Below are 17256 nucleotides of genomic sequence, written 5' to 3' on the forward strand. Positions count from 1 at the left end.
GCGGCCGGAGGGGCGGCGGGCGGCGTGGCCGGGGCGGCGTTGGCCGGAGTGGGGGGCGCGGGGGTGGCGGCAGGGGCGGCCGCCGGGGCCTGGGTTGGCTGGGCCTGGGCTGGCTGGGCAGCGGGACGCGGCGCGGCGGTCTGGGCCAGCGCCATGGGCGCGAGCAGAAGCAGCAGGAGGGGTATGGCGCGAAGCAGCATGCGCCCTGCTTTCCCCGCACATTCCCCTGGGGTCAAGTTGCGTTGCCGCAACGCAGCATGCACCATCCTGGAATTCATGCGCCCCTCGCCCTCCATCTGGCTGATCATGCTGGCCCTTCTTGGCACCCATATGGCGGGGATGGGCGCCTTCCTGACGGTGCCGGTCCTCGCACCCGCCATCGCCGCGGAGACGGGGCTTTCGGCCAGCCTGGCCGGCATCCATACCGCGCTGGTCTATGCCGGGGCGCTGTTTTCCGGGCCCATCACCCAGGGGCTGCTGCAGCGGCATGGCGGCATCCGGGTCTGCCAGGGGGCGCTGGTGGTGGTGGGGGCGGGCATCGCGCTGGCCGCCATCGGGCATCCCGTCGCGCTGCTGTTTTCCGCGCTGCTGGCGGGACTCGGGCACGGGCCGATCACGCCGGCCGGCAGCCACCTGCTGGCCCCGCGCACGCCGGCGCGCATCCGCAGTCTGGTCTTCGGCCTCAAGCAATGCGGCGTGCCGGCCGGGGCGATGATGGTGGCGGCCGTGGCCCCCATCCTGGCCACCCAGCATGGCTGGCGCGCGGCGGTGCTGGCCATGGCGGGCTTCTCGCTGCTGCTGGCGCTTGCGCTGCAACCCCTGCGCGCGGTGCTGGACACGGACCGCGCCGGGCCCGGCGGCGCGCCGCTGCGCCCCTGGCAGGACGCGAAATCGAGCCTCTCCATCCTGCGCGATGACCAGCGCATCCGGGCGCTGACCTTCGCTGCCTCCAGCTACGGCATCGCGCAATTCTGCTTCGGCTCCTTCTTCGTGGTCTGGCAGGTGCAGGTGATGGGGGCGGGGCTGGAGCAGGCCGGCCTCATGCTGGCGCTTGCCCAAGGCAGCGGCGTGGCGGGCCGCATCGCCTGGGCCCTGATCGCGGACCGCATCGGCGCGCTGCCCGTGCTGCTGGCGCTCGGCGTCGCGATCGGCGGGGCCTGCGGGCTGCTGGCACTGGCTGGGCCGGGCTGGCCCAGCTTCATCATCGCCATCGTCGCGGTCGCGATGGGGGCGTCCGCCGTCGGCTGGAACGGCGTGATGCTGAGCGAGGTGGCGCGCGTGGCGCCCCCTGGCCGGGTGGGCGCCGCGACGGCGGCACTGGGCTTCGTCTTCGCGGGCGTGATGATCGTGGCGCCGACGCTGTTCTCGGCGCTGGTGCTGGGCACGGGCGGCTTCTCGCTCGGCTTCGCGCTCTGCGGGCTCGCCGGCCTGGCGGGCGCCGCCGCGCTGGCCCGGTTGCGCTTCGCGCGGCCCGCCCCATGATGGGGTGATGCAAACGCTCCTCACCATCCTCGTCGCGCTCGCCATGCTGGCGACGCTGGGCGTCCTCTTCGCCGGGCTGATCGGCATGGCGCGCGGCGCGAGCGGCGCCACTTCGCAGAAGTTGATGCGCTATCGCGTGCTGCTGCAGGGCGCCGCGCTGGTGCTTTTCGCGCTGCTCATGCTGAGCCTGAAGGGCTGACGCCGACCCGGTGCGCCGCGCCGGATGACAAGCTCTTCATCCTTGCGGCCTTGGCAGGGCTTGCCACCGCCACCTAGGCTTCCCGCTGCATTGCAGCAGGAGATCCCGATGGCGCGTCCCTTCCTTGGCCGGTGGCTGGCCCTTCTCCTGCTGGGCGGCCTCGCGCTGCCGGGCACCGCGCCCCGCGCCCAGACGCTGACCGCGGTGCTGGAGGCCGAGGTCGTCACCCTCGATCCGCATTTCACCACGGCCTATATCAGCCGAACCTTCGGCTACATGGTGTTCGACACGCTGTTCGGCATGGACCGCGCCGGCCGTCCGCAGCCGCAGATGGTGGAGAGCTGGACCACCTCGCCCGATGGGCTCACCTGGCGGTTCACGTTGCGCGAGGGCCTGCTCTGGCATGACGGCACGCCCGTCACGGCCGCGGATTGCGTCGCCTCGCTCCGCCGCTGGGCGCCGCGCAGCGCGCTGGGGGCGCGGCTGCTCGCCGCCACCGCCAGCATCGAGGCGAATGACGCGCGCAGCTTCACCCTCACGCTGAAGGAGCCCTATGGGCTGGTGCTGGAAACCCTCGGCACCGCCGCCTCGCCCGGCCCCTTCATGCTGCCGGAGCGCCTCGCGCGCACGCCCGGCACTGAGCGGATTACGGAAATCATCGGCTCCGGCCCCTTCATGTACCGGCGCGAGGATCACCGCCCGGGCGACCGCATGCTGCTGCGCCGCAACCCCCGCTACAATTCACGGCCCGAGCCCAATGACCTCTTCGCCGGCGGCAAGCCCGTGCGCATCGAGGCGCTGGAGCTGCGCGTGGTGCCCGACGGCCTGACGGCGGCCAATGCCATCCAGGCGGGCGAGGTGGACTACATGCAGTACGCGCCCTTCGACCTGCTGCCCCGCCTGGAGCGCGACCGCCGCGTGCGCGTGCTGGGCTTCACCGGCCTCGACACCTTCACCGGCCATTACCGCACCAATGCGGCCACCGGCCCCTTCGCCGACCCCGCCATCCGCCGCGTGCTGCTGCGCCTGGTGGACCAGGCGGAGGTGATGGCCGCCTTCGGCCTCTCCAGCCAATACCAGCGCACCTGCGCGGCCATCTTCGTCTGCGGCGGGCCCTATGAGACCACCGCCGGCAGCGAGGTGACGCGCGACCCCTCGATCGAGGCGGCGCGCGCCGCACTCCGCGCCACCAGCTACAATGGCGAGCCGGTGATCGTGATGGTCGCGAATGACCTGGAGGCGGCGCGCATCTCCTCGGAGGTGCTGGCCAACCGCATGCGCCAGGCCGGCTTCAACGTGGACATGCAGGTGATGGACTGGGCCTCGCTGCTCGCCCGCCGCACGCGGCGCGACGGCTGGCATGTGTTCGGCGTGCACGCCATCGGCATCGACCTGCAGTCGCCCATCACCAACCCCTTCGTGGCCTTCACCTGCTCGGGCATTCCAGCCAGCGGCTATCACTGCAACGAGCGGCTGACGGCGCTGTTCGACGCCTTCACCAAGGCGCCCGACCACGCGGCCCGCATGCGCCTGATCGAGGAGATGCAGCGGCTGATCTACAGCGAGGTCATCACCCTGCCCTGGGGCCAATTCGCCCAGCCGGCCCTGCACCGGGCCAATCTGCGCAACCTGGTGCCCTCGGCCATTCCCGTCTTCTGGAACGTGGAGAAGTAGCACCCGTGTATGACGTGATCGTGGTGGGCGCCGGCTCGGCCGGCGCGCCGCTGGCCGCCCGGCTCTCGGAGGACGGGCATCGCCGCGTGCTGTTGCTGGAGGCCGGGCGGGACTGGCGCTCGGCCGAGGCGCCGGCGGCGCTCCGCAGCGCCAATATCCTGCCCTTCATGCATGACCCGGCGCATCAGGCCCAATGGCAATGGCCGGGGCTGATGACGCGCCGCACCGCCGCGCAGGAACCCAAATTCTACTGGCGCGGCAAGGCGCTGGGCGGCTCCTCCTCGGTGAACGCGCAGATCGCCATCCGTGGCGTGCCCGCCGCCTTCGACGCCTGGGCCGAGGCCGGCTGCGAGGGCTGGTCGGCGCGCGACGTGCTGCCCCTCTACGACGCGATCGAGGACGACGCCGATACGGGCGTGGCGCCGGGCATCCGCCAGGGCGGCCCGCTGCCTGTCTTCCGCATGCCCATTGCCGAATGGGGTGCCGTGGATCTCGGCCTGCGTGATGCCGCGCTCGCCGAGGGCTACCCTTGGAAGCCCGACCTGAACGCGCCCGAGGGCGAGGGGATTTCCTGCAACCCGATCAACCTGCGGAACGGTGTGCGCGTCACGACCAATGACGGCTATCTGGAGCCGGCGCGCGGCCGCGCGAACCTCACCATCCGGGGTGGCGCGCTGGTGGACCGCGTGCTCTTCGAAGGCAGCCGCGCGCGCGGGTTGCGCGTGCGCTTCGGCGATGTCTGGGAGGAGGTCGCGGGGCGCGAGATCGTGCTCTGCGCGGGGGCGATCCACAGCCCGGCCATCCTGATGCGCTCGGGGCTCGGCCCGGCCGCCGCCCTCAGCGCGCTGGGCATCGCGGTCCAGCGCGATCTGCCGCATGTCGGACAGAATTTGATGGACCACCCGATCCTGCGCGCCACCCTGCCGCTCAGGCCTGAATTCCGCGCGCAGGGCGCCGATGCGCGCCACACCAACTGCTGCCTGACCTATTCCAGCCGGCTGGCCGGCGGCGGCGAGCGGGACATGATCATGATCGCCTACAACCATCGCGGCCTGGGCGAAGGCAGCGAGCCCGCGCCGGGCGGCGCCGTGGGTGTCGCGCTCTATGACGCCTTCTCGCGTGGGGAGCTGCGCCTGATCTCGGCGGACCCAGAGGCGCAGCCCGAGGTGGATGAGAACATGCTGGCCGACCCGCGCGACCGGCTGCGCCTGCGCGACGGCGTGCGGCGCCTGGCGCGCCTCACCGCACGGGAGCAACTCGCGCGCCTGGCGGAGCGCATCACCTTCGGCGAGACCAGCCTTTCCATGCCCGAAGCCGCGGCGCTTCCGGATGACGAGCTGGACGCGGTCATGCTGGCCGAGGCGGGCGATATCCAGCACGCCGCCGGGACCTGCCGGATGACGGCGCATGAGGACCCGCGCGGCGTGGTGGACCCGGATCTTTGCGTGCGCGGCGTGGAGGGGCTGCGCGTGGCCGATGCCTCCATCATGCCGACGGATTGCCGGGCCAATCTGCACTTCACCTGCGTGATGATCGGCGAGAACCTGGCGCGGCGGATGCGGGCCGAGGTTGGAGCCTGATCGCCCTTGGCGGCATCGCCAAGGGCGTGAATCAGCCTCCCGGCAAAGCTAGAGCATTTTCAAGCCAAGCAGCTTTGCTTGGCGACTCGGAAAATGCGTGAAAACAACGTGCTGGAGCCGTTTCACCGTCTTTGCTTGCGGTGAAATGGCTCTAGGCGCCGCTCAGCTCGCGCGTCAGGACCGGGCGCGGGCCGGGGGTGAGGCGCACGCGCGCGCCCACACGCAGCCAGGGCTCGGCCGGCTGGATCAGCGTCACGTCGCGGTTGCCGCGCTCCAGCCGGACCACGACCTCCACCGCATTGGTCTCCGGGCTGCCGGCGCCACGCGCGGCCCCCACCACCTGCGAGACGAGGCGCAGGCGCGGCTCGCCGGGCGCGGCGGCCGGCAGGGGGCGCGTGCCGAGGATGGTGCCGCGCTCGAAAGCGGGCTCGGCCACCTGCTCCATGGGGATCGGGGCGGTCGCCTCGGGCGTGGCACCGCCGCAGCCGGCCAGGGCCAAGGTCGCCAGGGCCAAGGTCGGGGGAAGCAGCAGTGGCCATCGCAGGTGTCGCATGCCTGCCTTGTAGAGCATGAGGGCCCGGCATGAAATCACCGCGCGGCGCTTTGAATCACGGCATGAATCACGCACCGAATGACGGGCGCCGCTCCATGCCCTGCCACAGGAAAGACTTCTTTGCTTGATTTGAGGGAGAGCCTGGCGTTATGAGTCCCCCGTCCCCGGTCGTCTTGCCGCAGGGACATTCGCTGCTGCGTTCCGCGCCATGGGGGTGGTTCGGGGCAATTCTTCAGCGGTGAAGCAAGGGGGAGTTTCCACAGCATGGCCCAGTCGTTTTTGGGGCGCAGCAAGGCATTGAGCCGGCCCCTGGCCGCGATCTCGGTCCTTTGCCTATTGGCGGCCTGCGCGCAGACGCCGACGGCGCCCACCCGCTCCGCCGCCGTCACGCGCGGCAGCTACGACCCGCCGGGCCCGCCGAGCGACCCCTGGGGCCCCTGGATCCGCGAGGCCTCCCGCCGCTTCGACGTGCCGGAGCGCTGGATCCGCGAGGTCATGCGCCAGGAATCCGGCGGCCGGGCCGGCGCCACCTCGCCCGTCGGCGCCATGGGCCTGATGCAGGTGATGCCAGGCACCTATCGCGAGCTGCAGCGCCGCCACGACCTGGGCGACGACCCCTATCACCCCTACGACAACCTGATGGCCGGCACGGCCTATATCCGGCAGATGTATGAGCTCTACGGCTCGCCTGCCTTCCTGGCGGCCTATAATGCCGGCCCGCGCCGCCTCGAGAATTATCTCTACGCCAATCAGGGCCTGCCGGCCGAGACGCGCAACTACGTCGCCCGCGTGGGTCCCCGCGTCATCACCAGCAGCCCGGTTCGCCGCGCGCCGCCGGAGATCTACGCCGCGGGCGAAATCCCGCTGAACGTTCCGCCCGGACCCCGCCGGATGGATGCCACGACCCGCACGGCCCTGGCCGAGCAGCGCGCCATCCGCGAGCAGAACGCGCAGTTCGCCAGCCTGCCCGCCGCCGAGCCCAGCGCCGCGCCGGTCCGCATGGCCGCCGCCGCCCCGGCGCCCGTGGCTGCTTCCTCGCTCGGCCGCGGCGGCGTGGTGGCGATGGAGCCCATCCCCGATGGCTCCACGCCTGAAGGCGCTGCCCGCCTTGCCGAAAGCGCCGCCCGTGCCAGCCAGCCCGAAGGCGAGGTCACGTCCGATGGCCGCATCATCGTGGCCCGCATGGACCCGATCCCCGATGGCTCGACGCCGGAGGGCGCTGCGCGGCTTGCCGAAAGCGGCGTCCGTCGCGAGCCGATGGCCGCGCCGGCCCAGCTCGCCAGCCGCCCGCCGGTGGCGGCGCAGCCGCTGGCCCAGCCGCAGCGCGCCTTCGGCCTGATCAGCACCGCACAGGCCGGCACCCTGCCGGCCGGCTTCCGCCCCGCGGCACCCGCGGCCGCCTCGCCGGGCGGTTGGGGCGTGCAGGTCGGCGCCTTCAGCTCGCCCGAGCTGGCGCGCCAGGCGGCCCAGGCGGCCCAGGCCAGCGTCGGCGGCCGTGTGCAGGTGACGCCGGTTCAGGTCGGTCGCGGCACGCTGTTCCGCGCCCGCGTCACCGGGCTTACCCAGGCCAGCGCGCAGCAGGCCTGCGACCGGCTGCGCAGCCGCAGCGGCTGCAACACGCTCTCGCCCGGGCAGATCTGAGGTTCAGGCTTGAGGAGGGGCGCGCTCAGCGCCCCTCATGCGCCAGCCGGAAGGGGCTGGCCGGATAGGTGCCCAGCACACGCAGCTCGCGCGAGAAATAGCGCAGCTCCTCCAGCGCCCGGAACAGGCCGGGCTCATCCGGATGGCCGTCCACGTCGCAGAGGAACTGCGTGGCGGTGAAGGCGCCGTCGAGCATGTAGCTCTCCAGCTTGGTCATGTTCACGCCATTGGTCGCGAAGCCGCCCAGCGCCTTGTAGAGCGCGGCCGGCATGTTGCGCACGCGGAAGACGAAGGTCGTCACAGGATGCGGCACCTCCTGCGGCGGCGGCAGCTTGCGCTCGCGCGTCATGACGTAGAAGCGCGTGGTGTTGTGCGAGGCGTCCTCGACGTTCCGGCGCAGGATTTCCAGGCCATAGACCTCGGCCGCCAGCTCGCTCGCCACGGCGGCGTCCTCCAGCGTGCCCTCGCGGGCGATGATCTCGGCGGCACCCGCCGTATCCGCCTGGATCACCGGGGTGAGGGAGAGCTCCTTGATCACCTTCAGCACCTGGCCCAGCGCCATGGGGTGGCTGTGCGCGCGGCGGATGCCTTCCAGCTTCGCGCCCGGCCGCGCCAGCAGGCAGTGCTCCACCCGCTCGAAATGCTCACCGATGACCGAGAGGCCGGATTCCGGCAGCAGGCGATGGATATCCGGCACGCGGCCGGCCAGGCTGTTCTCGCAGGGGAGCATGGCGAGGTCTGCCCGCCCGTCGCGCACGGCCGCCATCGCCGCCTCGAAGCTTGGGCAGGGCAGCGTGGTCCAGCCGGGATAGGCATGCCGGCAGGCGAGATCGGAATAGGCGCCAGGAACCCCCTGGAAGGCGATGATCTGGTTCATGTGTTTCCCAAGAGGTGACGGGCCCGTTCGAGATCCTCGGGCGTGTCCACGCCGAAGGGGCCGTGTTCGACGCGCGCGGCGCCGATCCGCATGCCGGCCTCCAGCGCGCGCAATTGTTCCAGCTTCTCCCGCCGCTCGAGCGGCGATTCCGGCAGGCGCACGAAGCGATCCAGCGCCGCGCGCCGATAGGCATAGACGCCGATATGGTGCCAGCGTGGCCCATCACCCCAGGGGATGGGATTGCGGCTGAAATAGAGGGCGGGCGCCACTTCCGCGCCGTCCGGGAAGGCGCAGGCGGCCTTCACGAAGGAGGCGGTGTTGGCCTCCTTCTCATCGGCGATGGGGCAGACCAGCGTGCCGATATCCACGGCCTTGTCGGCCAGGGGCTTGAGCACGGACCAGAGCAGATTGGGCTCCAGCGTCGGGAAATCCCCCTGCAGGTTCACCACGACGTCATGCGCGGCGAAGGGGTCGAGCTGAGCCAGGGCGCGGTGGATGCGGTCCGTCCCGCTTGGCACGTCGTCGGCCACCAGGACCGCCCGGCCGCCGGCGGCCTCCACCGCCTCCACGATCTCGGGCTCGCCCGCCGCCACCGCCACGGGGCCGATCCCGGCCTCCTTGGCGCGCTCCAGAACATGCAGGATCATCGGCCGGCCGGCGATCTCGGCCAGCGGCTTGCCCGGCAGGCGGGTGGCCGCCATGCGGGCGGGGATGATGATGATGGGGTTCACGCTGAATTCCGTGGGTGAAACAAGGGCCGGGGACGGTTGATGCAACGCAGCACCGCCTGTATGGAAGTCTACGAATAAGTCAGGGGACGGCATCGCGCAAACGGCGCCCAAGCCGCCCAGTCGTTGAGAAGGGTCAGCTCGGCATGAGCCTGGAAGCCAATAAGATTTTCGCGGCCGTCCTCACCGCCGGCGTCACCTTCATGAGCGCCGGCGTGATCGGTGGCCTGGTGGTGCACCCGCACAAGCTGGAGCGCTCGGCCATCAGCATCGGCGCCACGCCGCAGACCGCCGCCGCCCCGGCCGCGCCCGCCGCTCCGGCGGTGGAGCCGATCGGGCCGCTGCTCGCCGCCGCCAACCTCGACAATGGCCGCGCCCTGGCGAACCGCCTCTGCGCCTCCTGCCACACCTTCAATGATGGCGGCCGCGCCGGCGTGGGCCCGAATCTCTGGGGCATCGTGAACAAGCTGCACGCGCAGGCCCCGGGCTTCAACTATAGCGCCGCCAACCGCGCGCTGGCCGACAAGCCCTGGGATTATGAGGCGCTGAACGCCTTCATCGCCGCGCCGAACCGCGCCATGGCCGGCACCCGCATGGCCTTCGCCGGCGTGAACAGCGCCTCGCAGCGCGCCGACATCATCCTCTACCTGCGCAGCCTGGCGGCCACGCCCGCCGCGCTGCCGTAAGCGGCTTGGTTCCGGCCGAGTTCATCGCGGCCGCCGAAGCGGCGGCCGATCTGGCGGGCGGCATCATCCGCCCGCTTTTTCGTTCCGCCCTGCTGGTGGAAGCCAAGGGCGATGCCTCGCCCGTGACGGAGGCCGACCGCGCGGCCGAACGTGCGCTGCGGGCCTATCTCTCCGAGCGCTTCCCCAGCCATGGCATCATGGGCGAGGAATACGGCACCGAGCGCGGTGATGCGGACTACCTCTGGGTGCTCGACCCGATTGACGGTACGCGGGCCTTTCTGACCGGGCGCCCGCTCTTCGGCACGCTGATCGGCCTGCTGCACAAGGGCCAGCCCGTGCTGGGCCTCATTGACCAGCCGGTGACGCGCGAACGCTGGATTGGCGTGGCGGGCCAGTCCACGCGCTTCGTGAGCCCGATGGGAGGCACCGCCGCCTGCCGGCCCTGCGCCAGCCTCGCCACCGCCGAACTCTCCTGCACCTCGCCCGACATCTTCGACGCCACCGGCGCCGCCCGCTTTGAGCGCGTGCGCCAGGCCGCGCGCCGCGTCACCTGGGGCGGGGATTGCTATGCCTATGGGCTGATCGCGCTCGGCCTGGTGGATGCCGTCGTCGAGGGCACGCTGAAGCCCTGGGACTGGGCGGCGCTGGTGCCGGTGATCGAGGGCGCGGGCGGGCGCATGACCGATTGGCAGGGCCGCACGCTGACGCTGGAGAGCAAGGGCGAGGTGATCGCCGTCGGTGATGCCGCGCTGCTGCCGGAGATCCTTTCGCTGCTCGGCTGACTTGCCGGTTGCCCTGGGCGCATCGCACCCCCAATCTCTTCCCCATGATGCAACGCCGAGACCTCTTCGCCGCCGGCTTCGGGCTGGTCGCCGCCACCGCCGCTGGGGCGCAATCCGCGGGGCCGATCCGCACCCACGCGCTCTCGCTGCTCGGCGAGCCCGCGCTGCCGGCGAACTTCCCCCATTTTCCCTGGGTGAACCCGGATGCGCTGAAAGGCGGCGAGGTCACGCTGACCGCGCTCGGCAGCTATGACAGCTTCAACCAGTTCATCCTGCGCGGCACGGCCGCCGTCGGCCTCAACAACCTCTATGACAGCCTGCTGATCGAAAGCGCCGACGAGGCGAGCACCGAATACGCCCACCTCGCCGAGACCATCGAAATCCCGGCCGACCGCATGGGCGTCACCTTCGAGCTGCGCGAGACCGCCCGCTGGCATGACGGCCGCCCCATCACCGCCGAGGATGTGGCCTGGACCTTCAACACGCTGCGCACCCAGGGCCGCCCCTTCTACCGCGCCTATTGGGGCGATGTGAGCGAGGTGGTGGTGGAAGGCCCGCGCCGCGTCACCTTCCGCTTCCGCACCAACGAGAATCGCGAGCTGGCGCTGATCCTCGGCCAGATGTGGATCCTGCCGAAGCATTACTGGGAAGGCCGCGATTTCGCCCGCCCATCGCTCGACGTGCCGTTGGGCTCCGGCCCCTATCGCATCGACCGCTTCGAATCCGGCCGCAGCATCGCCTATCGCCGCGTGCCGGATTATTGGGCGGTGAACCTCAACACGCGGCGCGGCACGCAGAATTTCGACGTGATGCGCTACGAGTATTTCCGCGACGTCACCGTGGCCTTCGAGGCCTTCAAGGCCGGGCAGATCGATTTCCGCACCGAGAACATCGCCCGCAACTGGGCCACGGGCTACGACTTCCCGGCGGTGCGCCGCGGCCTCGTCAAGCGCGACGAAATCCGCCACCAGCTGCCCACCGGCATGCAGGCCTTCGTCATGAACCTGCGCCGGCCGCTCTTCCAGGATGCGCGCGTGCGCGAGGCGCTGCTGCAGGTCTTCGACTATGAATGGCTGAACGCCAATATCTTCAACGGCGCCTATGCGCGCACCACCAGCTTCTTCTCGAACAGCGAGCTCGCCTCCTCCGGCCTGCCCACCGGCCGCGAACTGGAAATCCTGACGCCCTTCCGCGCGCAACTGCCGGAATCCGTCTTCACCACCGAGCACCGCCTGCCCACGACCGATGGCAGCGGCAACAACCGCGAAGGCCTGCGCCGCGCGCTCGACCTCATGCGCCAGGCCGGCTGGACCATCCGGGACCGGCGCCTGGTCAACGCGCAAGGGCAGCGCTTCGAATTCGAGATCCTGCTGAACGGCGCCAGCTTCGAGCGCGTCGCCCTGCCCTATGTGCAATGGCTGCAGCGCCTGGGCGTCGAGGCCCGCGTCCGCACGGTGGACCCGGCGCAATACCAGGTGCGCATCGACGCCTTCGACTTCGACATGACCGTGGATGTGATGGGCCAGTCCCTCTCGCCCGGCAATGAACAGCGCGACTACTTCACCTGCGCGAAAGCCCAGGAGAACGGCTCGCAGAACGTGGCCGGCATCTGCCACCCGGTCATTGATGCCCTCGTCGAACTCGTCATCACCGCGCCGGACCGCGAGGAACTGATCGTCCGCACCCGCGCGCTGGACCGCGTGCTGCTGCACGGGCAATTCGTCATTCCGCAATGGCACAACCGCGCCTTCTGGATCGCCTTCTGGGACCGCTTCGGCCGACCCGAACGCAACCCGAAATACGCGCTGGGCTTCGACAGCTGGTGGATCGACCCCACGCGCGACCGCGCGCTGCAAGAGGCAAAGCGGAGCCTGTGATGGGGGACGTGCGCCTGCGAGGGGGCGCTGCCCCCTCGCGCTCCCCAGCCAGGGATCTTGATCCCTGGACCCTTGGACTTGGTCGCATGGGGGTGGGGGGTGACGGCCCCTGGGCCGCCACCCCCCACCCCCATGCGACAACACTCTCAAGGGGCCCGGGGACCAAAAGTCCCCGGCGGGAGGGTCCGGGAGGGCAGCGCCCTCCCGCGGCGCACGCCCACCCATGACCGGCTACCTGCTGCGCCGTCTCTTGCTGGTGGTGCCGACGTTGTTCGGCATCATCCTGATCAATTTCGCGGTGATCCAGTTCGCGCCCGGTGGCCCGGTGGAGCAGATGATCGCGGAGATCCGCGGCCAGGGCGACACGATGGGCCGCCTGACGGGCGAGGGCTCCAACGAGACACGGCCGCAGCCGACCTCGACGGCGGAAGGCGGTGGGTCGCAATATCGCGGGGCGCGCGGGCTCGATCCGGAGGTGGTGAAGGAGATCGAGCGCGCCTTCGGCTTCGACAAGCCGGCCCATGTGCGCTTCGGCGAGATGCTCTGGGGCTATATGCGCTTCGACCTCGGGCGGTCGCTGTTCCGGGACCGGCCGGTCTGGGACCTGGTGGTGGAGAAGCTGCCGGTCTCCATCTCGCTCGGCCTCTGGTCCACGCTGATCATCTATCTGATCTCGATTCCGCTCGGCATCCGCAAGGCGGTGCGGGATGGGACGCGGTTTGATCTCACGACGAGCGCCATCGTGCTGGTGGGCTATGCGATCCCGGGCTTCCTGTTCGCGATCCTGCTGGTGGTGCTGTTCGCCGGCGGCAGCTTCGTGCAGTGGTTTCCGCTGCGCGGGCTGGTCAGTTCGGGCAGCGAGACCTGGCCCTTCTGGAGCCGTGTCTGGGATTATGCCTGGCACATGGCACTGCCGACGCTGACACTGGTGATCGGCGGCTTCGCGGGGCTGACCATGCTGACGAAGAACTCCTTCCTGGAGGAGATCAACAAGCAGTATGTGGTGACGGCGCGGGCCAAGGGCGCGGGCGAGCAGCGCGTGCTCTACGGCCATGTGTTCCGCAACGCGATGCTCATCATCATCGCGGGGTTTCCGGCCGCCTTCATCGGGATTTTGTTCACCGGCGCGCTGCTGGTGGAGATCATCTTTTCGCTGGACGGGCTCGGCCTGCTGGGTTTCGAGGCGGCGATCCGGCGGGACTACACGGTGATGTTCGGCACGCTCTACATCTTCACCCTGCTCGGGCTCATCATGCAGATCGTCAGCGATTTCACCTATACGCTGGTGGACCCGCGCATTGATTTCGAATCGCGAAGGTAGGCGCGCATGATCCTTTGGCCCCAGACGGACGGCAGCGTGTTGGCCACGCCGCAACCCGCCCATGCCGTGCTGGCCGGGCAGCTCATGCGCGCCCTGGCCGAGCCGCCCGTGCCGCTGGAGCCGGTGGTGAACGCCGCCGCCCAGCATGACTGCGCCTGGATGGAGTGGGAGCGCGAACCCGAATTCGACGCCGCGACGGGCCTGCCGCGGCATTTCAACGCGCTCTCCGGCCATGAGCATGTGCCGATGTGGGAGCAGGGCGTGCGCGATGCGCTGGCCAATTGGGGGCTCTGGGCGGGGCTGCTGATCCTGCGCCATGGCAGCCACATCTATCGCCTGGGCATCCTCGGCAACCGCATGGCGCCGAGTGCGGAGAGCCTGGCTGCCATGGAGGGCTACATGGCGCGCGAGGTGGCCTGGAGCGCGGATTTGATGGCGAAGCTCGGCGTGGATGAGGCGCAGGTCACGGCCAACCAGCGGAAGATCGCGATGGTGGATTCGATCGCGCTCGGTCTGTGCTGGGGGCAGGAGCGCTTCGACTGCAACGGCACCACGCTGATCCGCCGCGGCGCGCGCGTGGCGACGCTGGACCCATGGCCGCTGGCGGTGCCACGCATCACGCTGGAGACGGAGACGATTCACTTGCCAGGCCGCTTCGCGGATGCGGAGGCGATGCGCGCCGGGATCGCGGCCGCCCCTCGCGAGCGCTTGGTCTTCGAGCTTTCAGCCGCATGATGCTTGACCGGAGATGCAAGAACCTGAGGTTCTTGCTGGGGAGTTTGAGGGGCTGGTCTTTACTATACCGTCAACCTACCCAGCCAAGCTCGCAGGTTCAAATCGGGGACAGGGTTCGGCTTATGGAGAACTGTTCTTCCATTCGTGTTGCAACCCGCGGGCTCGACCAGTGTGGCAAGCGCGACAAATGAATGACCTGGCTCGTCGGCTTCATGCCCCCGTAGGTCGTGCGCCCCGCTTCCGAGCCCTCTCAGGCGACAACCGGCTACCGCATGGCGCCAAGCCTGTTCCGCCATCTGCCGATCAGGCATGCGCGCCGCCCTTGCCCGGCCGTCAGATTCGATCGCGCGCCGCCCCGCCCTGCAGCACATCCAGAATATTGGCTGCGGCACACGCCTCAATGGCCCGCCGTGCGGCCAGCGTCGCCGAGCCCAGATGCGGCGTGAACAGCGTCGCCGGATGCGCGAGCAGACCTGGTGGGATGACACGGGGCCGGTCCTCCAGCGCCCAGTCCTCCATCTCGAAGACGTCCGCAGCATAGCCGCCGAGGCGGCCGGCCTCGAGGGCCGTGAGCACATCCGCCTCGCGGATCACGGAGCCCCGCCCGATATTCACCAGCAGCGCATGCGGCGGCAGCAGGCTGAGCGCCTGCGCCCCGATCAGGCCGCGCGTCGCGGGCGTTAGCGGCAGGGCCGCGATCACGACATCCGCGCCGCGCAGGGCGTCCTCCAGACCCATCCGCACCACACCCGGCACGTCGCGCGCCATATCCACCCCGCGCAGGCTACAACCGAAGGGCGCCAGCCGTGCTGCGATGGCGGCGCCGAGTGCGCCAAGCCCGAGGATCGTGACTGCCGCGCCATCCAGGCCCAGCCCGTAGAGCTCCGGGCGCCAGCCCTCGAACCCCGCGCGCACCACGGCATCGCCCGCGCGCAGATGCCGCGCCAGCCCCAAGGTCAGCGCCACCGCCAGTTCCGCCGTCGGCGAAGTGAGCAGATCCGGCACGATGGAGACCGCCACGCCGCGCGCATGGCAGGCCGACACGTCGATGTTGTCATAGCCCTTCAGCGCGCAGGCCAGCACGCGCAGGCGGGGGGCCGCGTCGAGGAAGGCATCGTCCACCCGGTCGGTCATGAAGGCCATGACCGCCTCCGCCTCGTTGAGCCGCGCCAGCAGCTCGGCCCGCGGCCTGGGCGCGGAGCAGTGGGGGATGTCCGATCTCTCCCGCCGGCGCCAGCAGGGCCGCGGTCTCGGGGAAGATGCGCGCGGTGCAGAGGATGCGCGCGCTCATTTGAGGCGTCGGCGCAGGGCCGAGCCCAGTGCGTCCATAACGACGACGCAGGCCAGGATGCAGAGCAGGATGGCCGAGACCTGCGCATAGTCGATCAGCCGCAGGGCCGCGATGAGTTCGAAGCCGATGCCCCCTGCCCCCACGATGCCCAGCACGGCGGAGGCGCGGAAATGATACTCTCAGCGATAGATGGTCACGTCCGCCAACTGCGGCAGCACCTGGGGCAGCACGGCATGCGTCACCACCTGCGCGGGCGAGGCACCCGCCGCCCGCGCGGCCTCGATCGGGCGCGGATCGGCGTGCTCGATCGCCTCGGCGTGGAACTTGCCGACCATGCCGACCGAGTGCAGCGCGAGCGCGAGCACACCGGGCAGCGCGCCGAAGCCCACCGCGGCCACAAAGATGATGCCCATGATGATCTCGGGCACCGAGCGCAGGAAGGAAAGCAGCGTCCGCGCCACTCCTAGCCGCAGCGGATGCGGGGAGACATTGGGCGCGGCCAGCAAGGCGATCGGCAGTGACAACACGACGGCGAGCGCCGTGCCGGCGACGGACATGGCGAGCGTGTCGAGCAAGGGCCGCACCCAGGCGCGCCACCGGCTGAAATCCGGCGGCACCATCTCATCGGCGAGCTGGGCCAGCGCGGGCAGGCCGTCCGCGAAACGTTGCGCATCGAAGAAGCCGGTGAGCGCCAGGGCCGCGGCGCAGAGCGCAAGCAGCGCCAGCACCGCCAGCGCGCCGCGGCGAAGCCTGATCCGCGACCAGGAAACTGGATCGCTTTTGGTTGGAGTTTTCTGCTGAGATTTCCCTGGCTGGGATGAGCGGAGAACGGTGAAGGCATCGAGATTTACGGAGGCGCAGAAGGCATTCGTGCTGAAGCAGGGCGCCGAGGGTCTTCCGGTGGCGGAGGTTTGCCGCAAGGCGGGCATCAGCCAGGCGACCTATTTCAACTGGAAGAAGAAGTATGACGGGCTGCTGCCGACGGAGATGCGCCGGCTGAAGCAGCTTGAGGAGGAGAATTCCAAGCTGAAGAAGATCGTCGCGGATCTGACGCTGGATCGGGAGATGCTGCAGGACGCCATCCGCCGAAGAATCGGAGGCCTGCTCGCAAGCGCAAGCTGGTCGATGGGCTGCAAGTGGACTGGGACGTATCGATCCGGCGGGCCTGCCGGGCATTGGCCTTTGATACGTCCATGTACCACTACAAGTCGCGTCGGCACGGACAGGCCGGTTTGGAGGAGCGGATCAAGGCGATCTGCAAGACGCGTGTCCGATACGGCTATCGGCGCGTGCATGTGTTGCTGCGACAAGAGGGCTGGATGATCAACCAGAAGCGAACCCGCAGGATCTACACTGAGTTGGGCCTGCAACTGCGGCACAAGGCGCCGAAGCGGAGGGTGAAAGCGAAGCTGCGCGAGGACCGTCGTGATGCTGTGGCGCCGAATGAAACCTGGGCGATGGACTTCGTACACGACCAACTGGCGACGGGAGCTCGGCTGCGCGTGCTGACGGTGGTCGATATCTTCTCCCGTTATGCGCCGGTGATCGATCCTCGGTTCGGCTATCGCGGCGAGGATGTGGTCCACACGCTGGAGCGTGTCTGCGCGACGGTAGGCTATCCGAAGACGATCCGCGTGGATCAGGGGTCGGAATTCGTGTCTCGTGATGTCGACCTGTGGGCCTACGCGCACGAGGTCGCGCTGGACTTCTCGCGGCCGGGCAAGCCGACGGATAATGCCTACATCGAGGCCTTCAACGGCCGGTTCCGTGCGGCGTGCCTGAACACCCACTGGTTCCTGACGCTTGGTAAGCGTGCACTGACGGCTACGG

15 protein-coding genes and 2 pseudogenes are annotated in these 17256 nt (G+C 69.9%); 11 read left to right on the plus strand and 6 right to left on the minus strand.

Annotated elements, in window-relative coordinates:
* On the minus strand, positions 1–200 hold a 200-nt coding region (locus KTR66_RS23615; RefSeq protein WP_213617120.1), incomplete at its 3' end, for a hypothetical protein.
* A gap of 76 nt (positions 201–276) precedes the next feature.
* Between KTR66_RS23615 and KTR66_RS23620 the strand changes: the two genes are divergently transcribed.
* The 4 genes from KTR66_RS23620 to KTR66_RS23635 all read left to right on the plus strand — a co-directional run bounded on the left by KTR66_RS23620 (position 277) and on the right by KTR66_RS23635 (position 4935).
* Complete coding sequence (locus KTR66_RS23620) at positions 277–1482, plus strand: MFS transporter (protein ID WP_213617122.1); 1206 nt, start codon at positions 277–279, stop codon at positions 1480–1482.
* Positions 1483–1489: 7 nt separating this feature from the next.
* The gene (locus KTR66_RS23625) at positions 1490–1681 is read left to right on the plus strand and encodes a twin transmembrane helix small protein (protein WP_213617123.1); all 192 of its coding nucleotides are present in this window, start codon (positions 1490–1492) and stop codon (positions 1679–1681) included.
* Between the two features lie 108 nt (positions 1682–1789).
* A complete protein-coding gene (locus KTR66_RS23630; RefSeq protein ID WP_213617125.1) occupies positions 1790–3355 on the plus strand; it encodes an ABC transporter substrate-binding protein in 1566 nt (521 codons plus the stop codon).
* 5 nt (positions 3356–3360) lie between these two features.
* Positions 3361–4935, plus strand: a complete 1575-nt coding sequence (locus KTR66_RS23635) for a GMC family oxidoreductase (RefSeq protein ID WP_213617128.1) — start codon at positions 3361–3363, stop codon at positions 4933–4935.
* A 151-nt stretch (positions 4936–5086) separates the two neighbouring features.
* Here the strand turns inward: KTR66_RS23635 and KTR66_RS23640 are convergent, their stop codons facing one another.
* Positions 5087–5449 carry a hypothetical protein gene (locus KTR66_RS23640; RefSeq protein WP_213617130.1) on the minus strand — a complete coding sequence of 121 codons (363 nt, stop codon included), beginning with the start codon at positions 5447–5449 and terminating at the stop codon, positions 5087–5089.
* A 336-nt stretch (positions 5450–5785) separates the two neighbouring features.
* On the opposite strand from KTR66_RS23640, the gene KTR66_RS23645 reads away from it, so the two are divergent.
* On the plus strand, positions 5786–7129 hold the full coding sequence (locus KTR66_RS23645; protein ID WP_213617132.1) for a lytic transglycosylase domain-containing protein: 1344 nt from the start codon (positions 5786–5788) through the stop codon (positions 7127–7129).
* A 25-nt stretch (positions 7130–7154) separates the two neighbouring features.
* Here KTR66_RS23645 and KTR66_RS23650 read toward each other — a convergent pair whose 3' ends face one another.
* A complete protein-coding gene (locus KTR66_RS23650) occupies positions 7155–8006 on the minus strand; it encodes a prephenate dehydratase (protein WP_213617134.1) in 852 nt (283 codons plus the stop codon).
* Complete coding sequence (locus tag KTR66_RS23655) at positions 8003–8737, minus strand: 3-deoxy-manno-octulosonate cytidylyltransferase (RefSeq protein WP_213617136.1); 735 nt, start codon at positions 8735–8737, stop codon at positions 8003–8005. Before KTR66_RS23655 ends, KTR66_RS23650 begins: the two co-directional genes overlap by 4 nt.
* 143 nt (positions 8738–8880) lie before the next feature.
* Between KTR66_RS23655 and KTR66_RS23660 the strand changes: the two genes are divergently transcribed.
* The 5 genes from KTR66_RS23660 (at position 8881) to KTR66_RS23680 (ending at position 14135) form a co-directional block, all read left to right on the plus strand.
* Positions 8881–9420, plus strand: coding sequence for a cytochrome c family protein (locus tag KTR66_RS23660; RefSeq protein ID WP_213617138.1), 540 nt, complete (start codon positions 8881–8883; stop codon positions 9418–9420).
* Positions 9421–9425: 5 nt separating this feature from the next.
* The gene (hisN, locus tag KTR66_RS23665; protein ID WP_213617140.1) at positions 9426–10202 is read left to right on the plus strand and encodes a histidinol-phosphatase; all 777 of its coding nucleotides are present in this window, start codon (positions 9426–9428) and stop codon (positions 10200–10202) included.
* 44 nt (positions 10203–10246) lie between these two features.
* On the plus strand, positions 10247–12079 hold the full coding sequence (locus KTR66_RS23670) for an extracellular solute-binding protein (RefSeq protein WP_249732399.1): 1833 nt from the start codon (positions 10247–10249) through the stop codon (positions 12077–12079).
* Positions 12080–12302: 223 nt separating this feature from the next.
* The gene (locus tag KTR66_RS23675) at positions 12303–13400 is read left to right on the plus strand and encodes a microcin C ABC transporter permease YejB (RefSeq protein WP_213617142.1); all 1098 of its coding nucleotides are present in this window, start codon (positions 12303–12305) and stop codon (positions 13398–13400) included.
* A gap of 6 nt (positions 13401–13406) precedes the next feature.
* Positions 13407–14135: a DUF3891 family protein gene (locus tag KTR66_RS23680; RefSeq protein WP_213617144.1), complete on the plus strand. Its 729-nt coding sequence runs from the start codon at positions 13407–13409 to the stop codon at positions 14133–14135.
* 333 nt (positions 14136–14468) lie between these two features.
* On the opposite strand, the gene KTR66_RS23685 is transcribed toward KTR66_RS23680, so the two are convergent.
* Entirely contained in the window at positions 14469–15278 is an 810-nt protein-coding gene (locus tag KTR66_RS23685) for an NAD(P)-dependent oxidoreductase (protein WP_249732400.1), read from the minus strand.
* 144 nt (positions 15279–15422) lie between these two features.
* Positions 15423–16160, minus strand: a pseudogene (gene phnE / locus KTR66_RS23690) (phosphonate ABC transporter, permease protein PhnE).
* Positions 16161–16257: 97 nt separating this feature from the next.
* Between phnE and KTR66_RS23695 the strand changes: the two are divergent.
* A pseudogene (locus tag KTR66_RS23695) lies at positions 16258–17231 on the plus strand (IS3 family transposase); the annotation flags it as partial.
* Between the last annotated feature and the right edge of the window lie 25 nt (positions 17232–17256).

Origin of the sequence: Roseococcus sp. SDR (assembly GCF_019083995.1) — a bacterium.
Taxonomy (GTDB): Bacteria; Pseudomonadota; Alphaproteobacteria; order Acetobacterales; family Acetobacteraceae; genus Roseococcus.

What these genes read in the sequence shown, in the direction of transcription:
- KTR66_RS23660 (WP_213617138.1), top strand. Translation starts at nt 8,881, where the DNA reads ATGAGCCTGGAAGCCAATAAGATTTTCGCGGCCGTCCTCACCGCCGGC.
- KTR66_RS23685 (WP_249732400.1), bottom strand. Translation starts at nt 15,278, where the DNA reads ATGGCCTTCATGACCGACCGGGTGGACGATGCCTTCCTCGACGCGGCC.
- KTR66_RS23680 (WP_213617144.1), top strand. Translation starts at nt 13,407, where the DNA reads ATGATCCTTTGGCCCCAGACGGACGGCAGCGTGTTGGCCACGCCGCAA.
- KTR66_RS23650 (WP_213617134.1), bottom strand. Translation starts at nt 8,006, where the DNA reads ATGAACCAGATCATCGCCTTCCAGGGGGTTCCTGGCGCCTATTCCGAT.
- KTR66_RS23620 (WP_213617122.1), top strand. Translation starts at nt 277, where the DNA reads ATGCGCCCCTCGCCCTCCATCTGGCTGATCATGCTGGCCCTTCTTGGC.
- KTR66_RS23625 (WP_213617123.1), top strand. Translation starts at nt 1,490, where the DNA reads ATGCAAACGCTCCTCACCATCCTCGTCGCGCTCGCCATGCTGGCGACG.
- KTR66_RS23670 (WP_249732399.1), top strand. Translation starts at nt 10,247, where the DNA reads ATGATGCAACGCCGAGACCTCTTCGCCGCCGGCTTCGGGCTGGTCGCC.
- KTR66_RS23675 (WP_213617142.1), top strand. Translation starts at nt 12,303, where the DNA reads ATGACCGGCTACCTGCTGCGCCGTCTCTTGCTGGTGGTGCCGACGTTG.
- KTR66_RS23630 (WP_213617125.1), top strand. Translation starts at nt 1,790, where the DNA reads ATGGCGCGTCCCTTCCTTGGCCGGTGGCTGGCCCTTCTCCTGCTGGGC.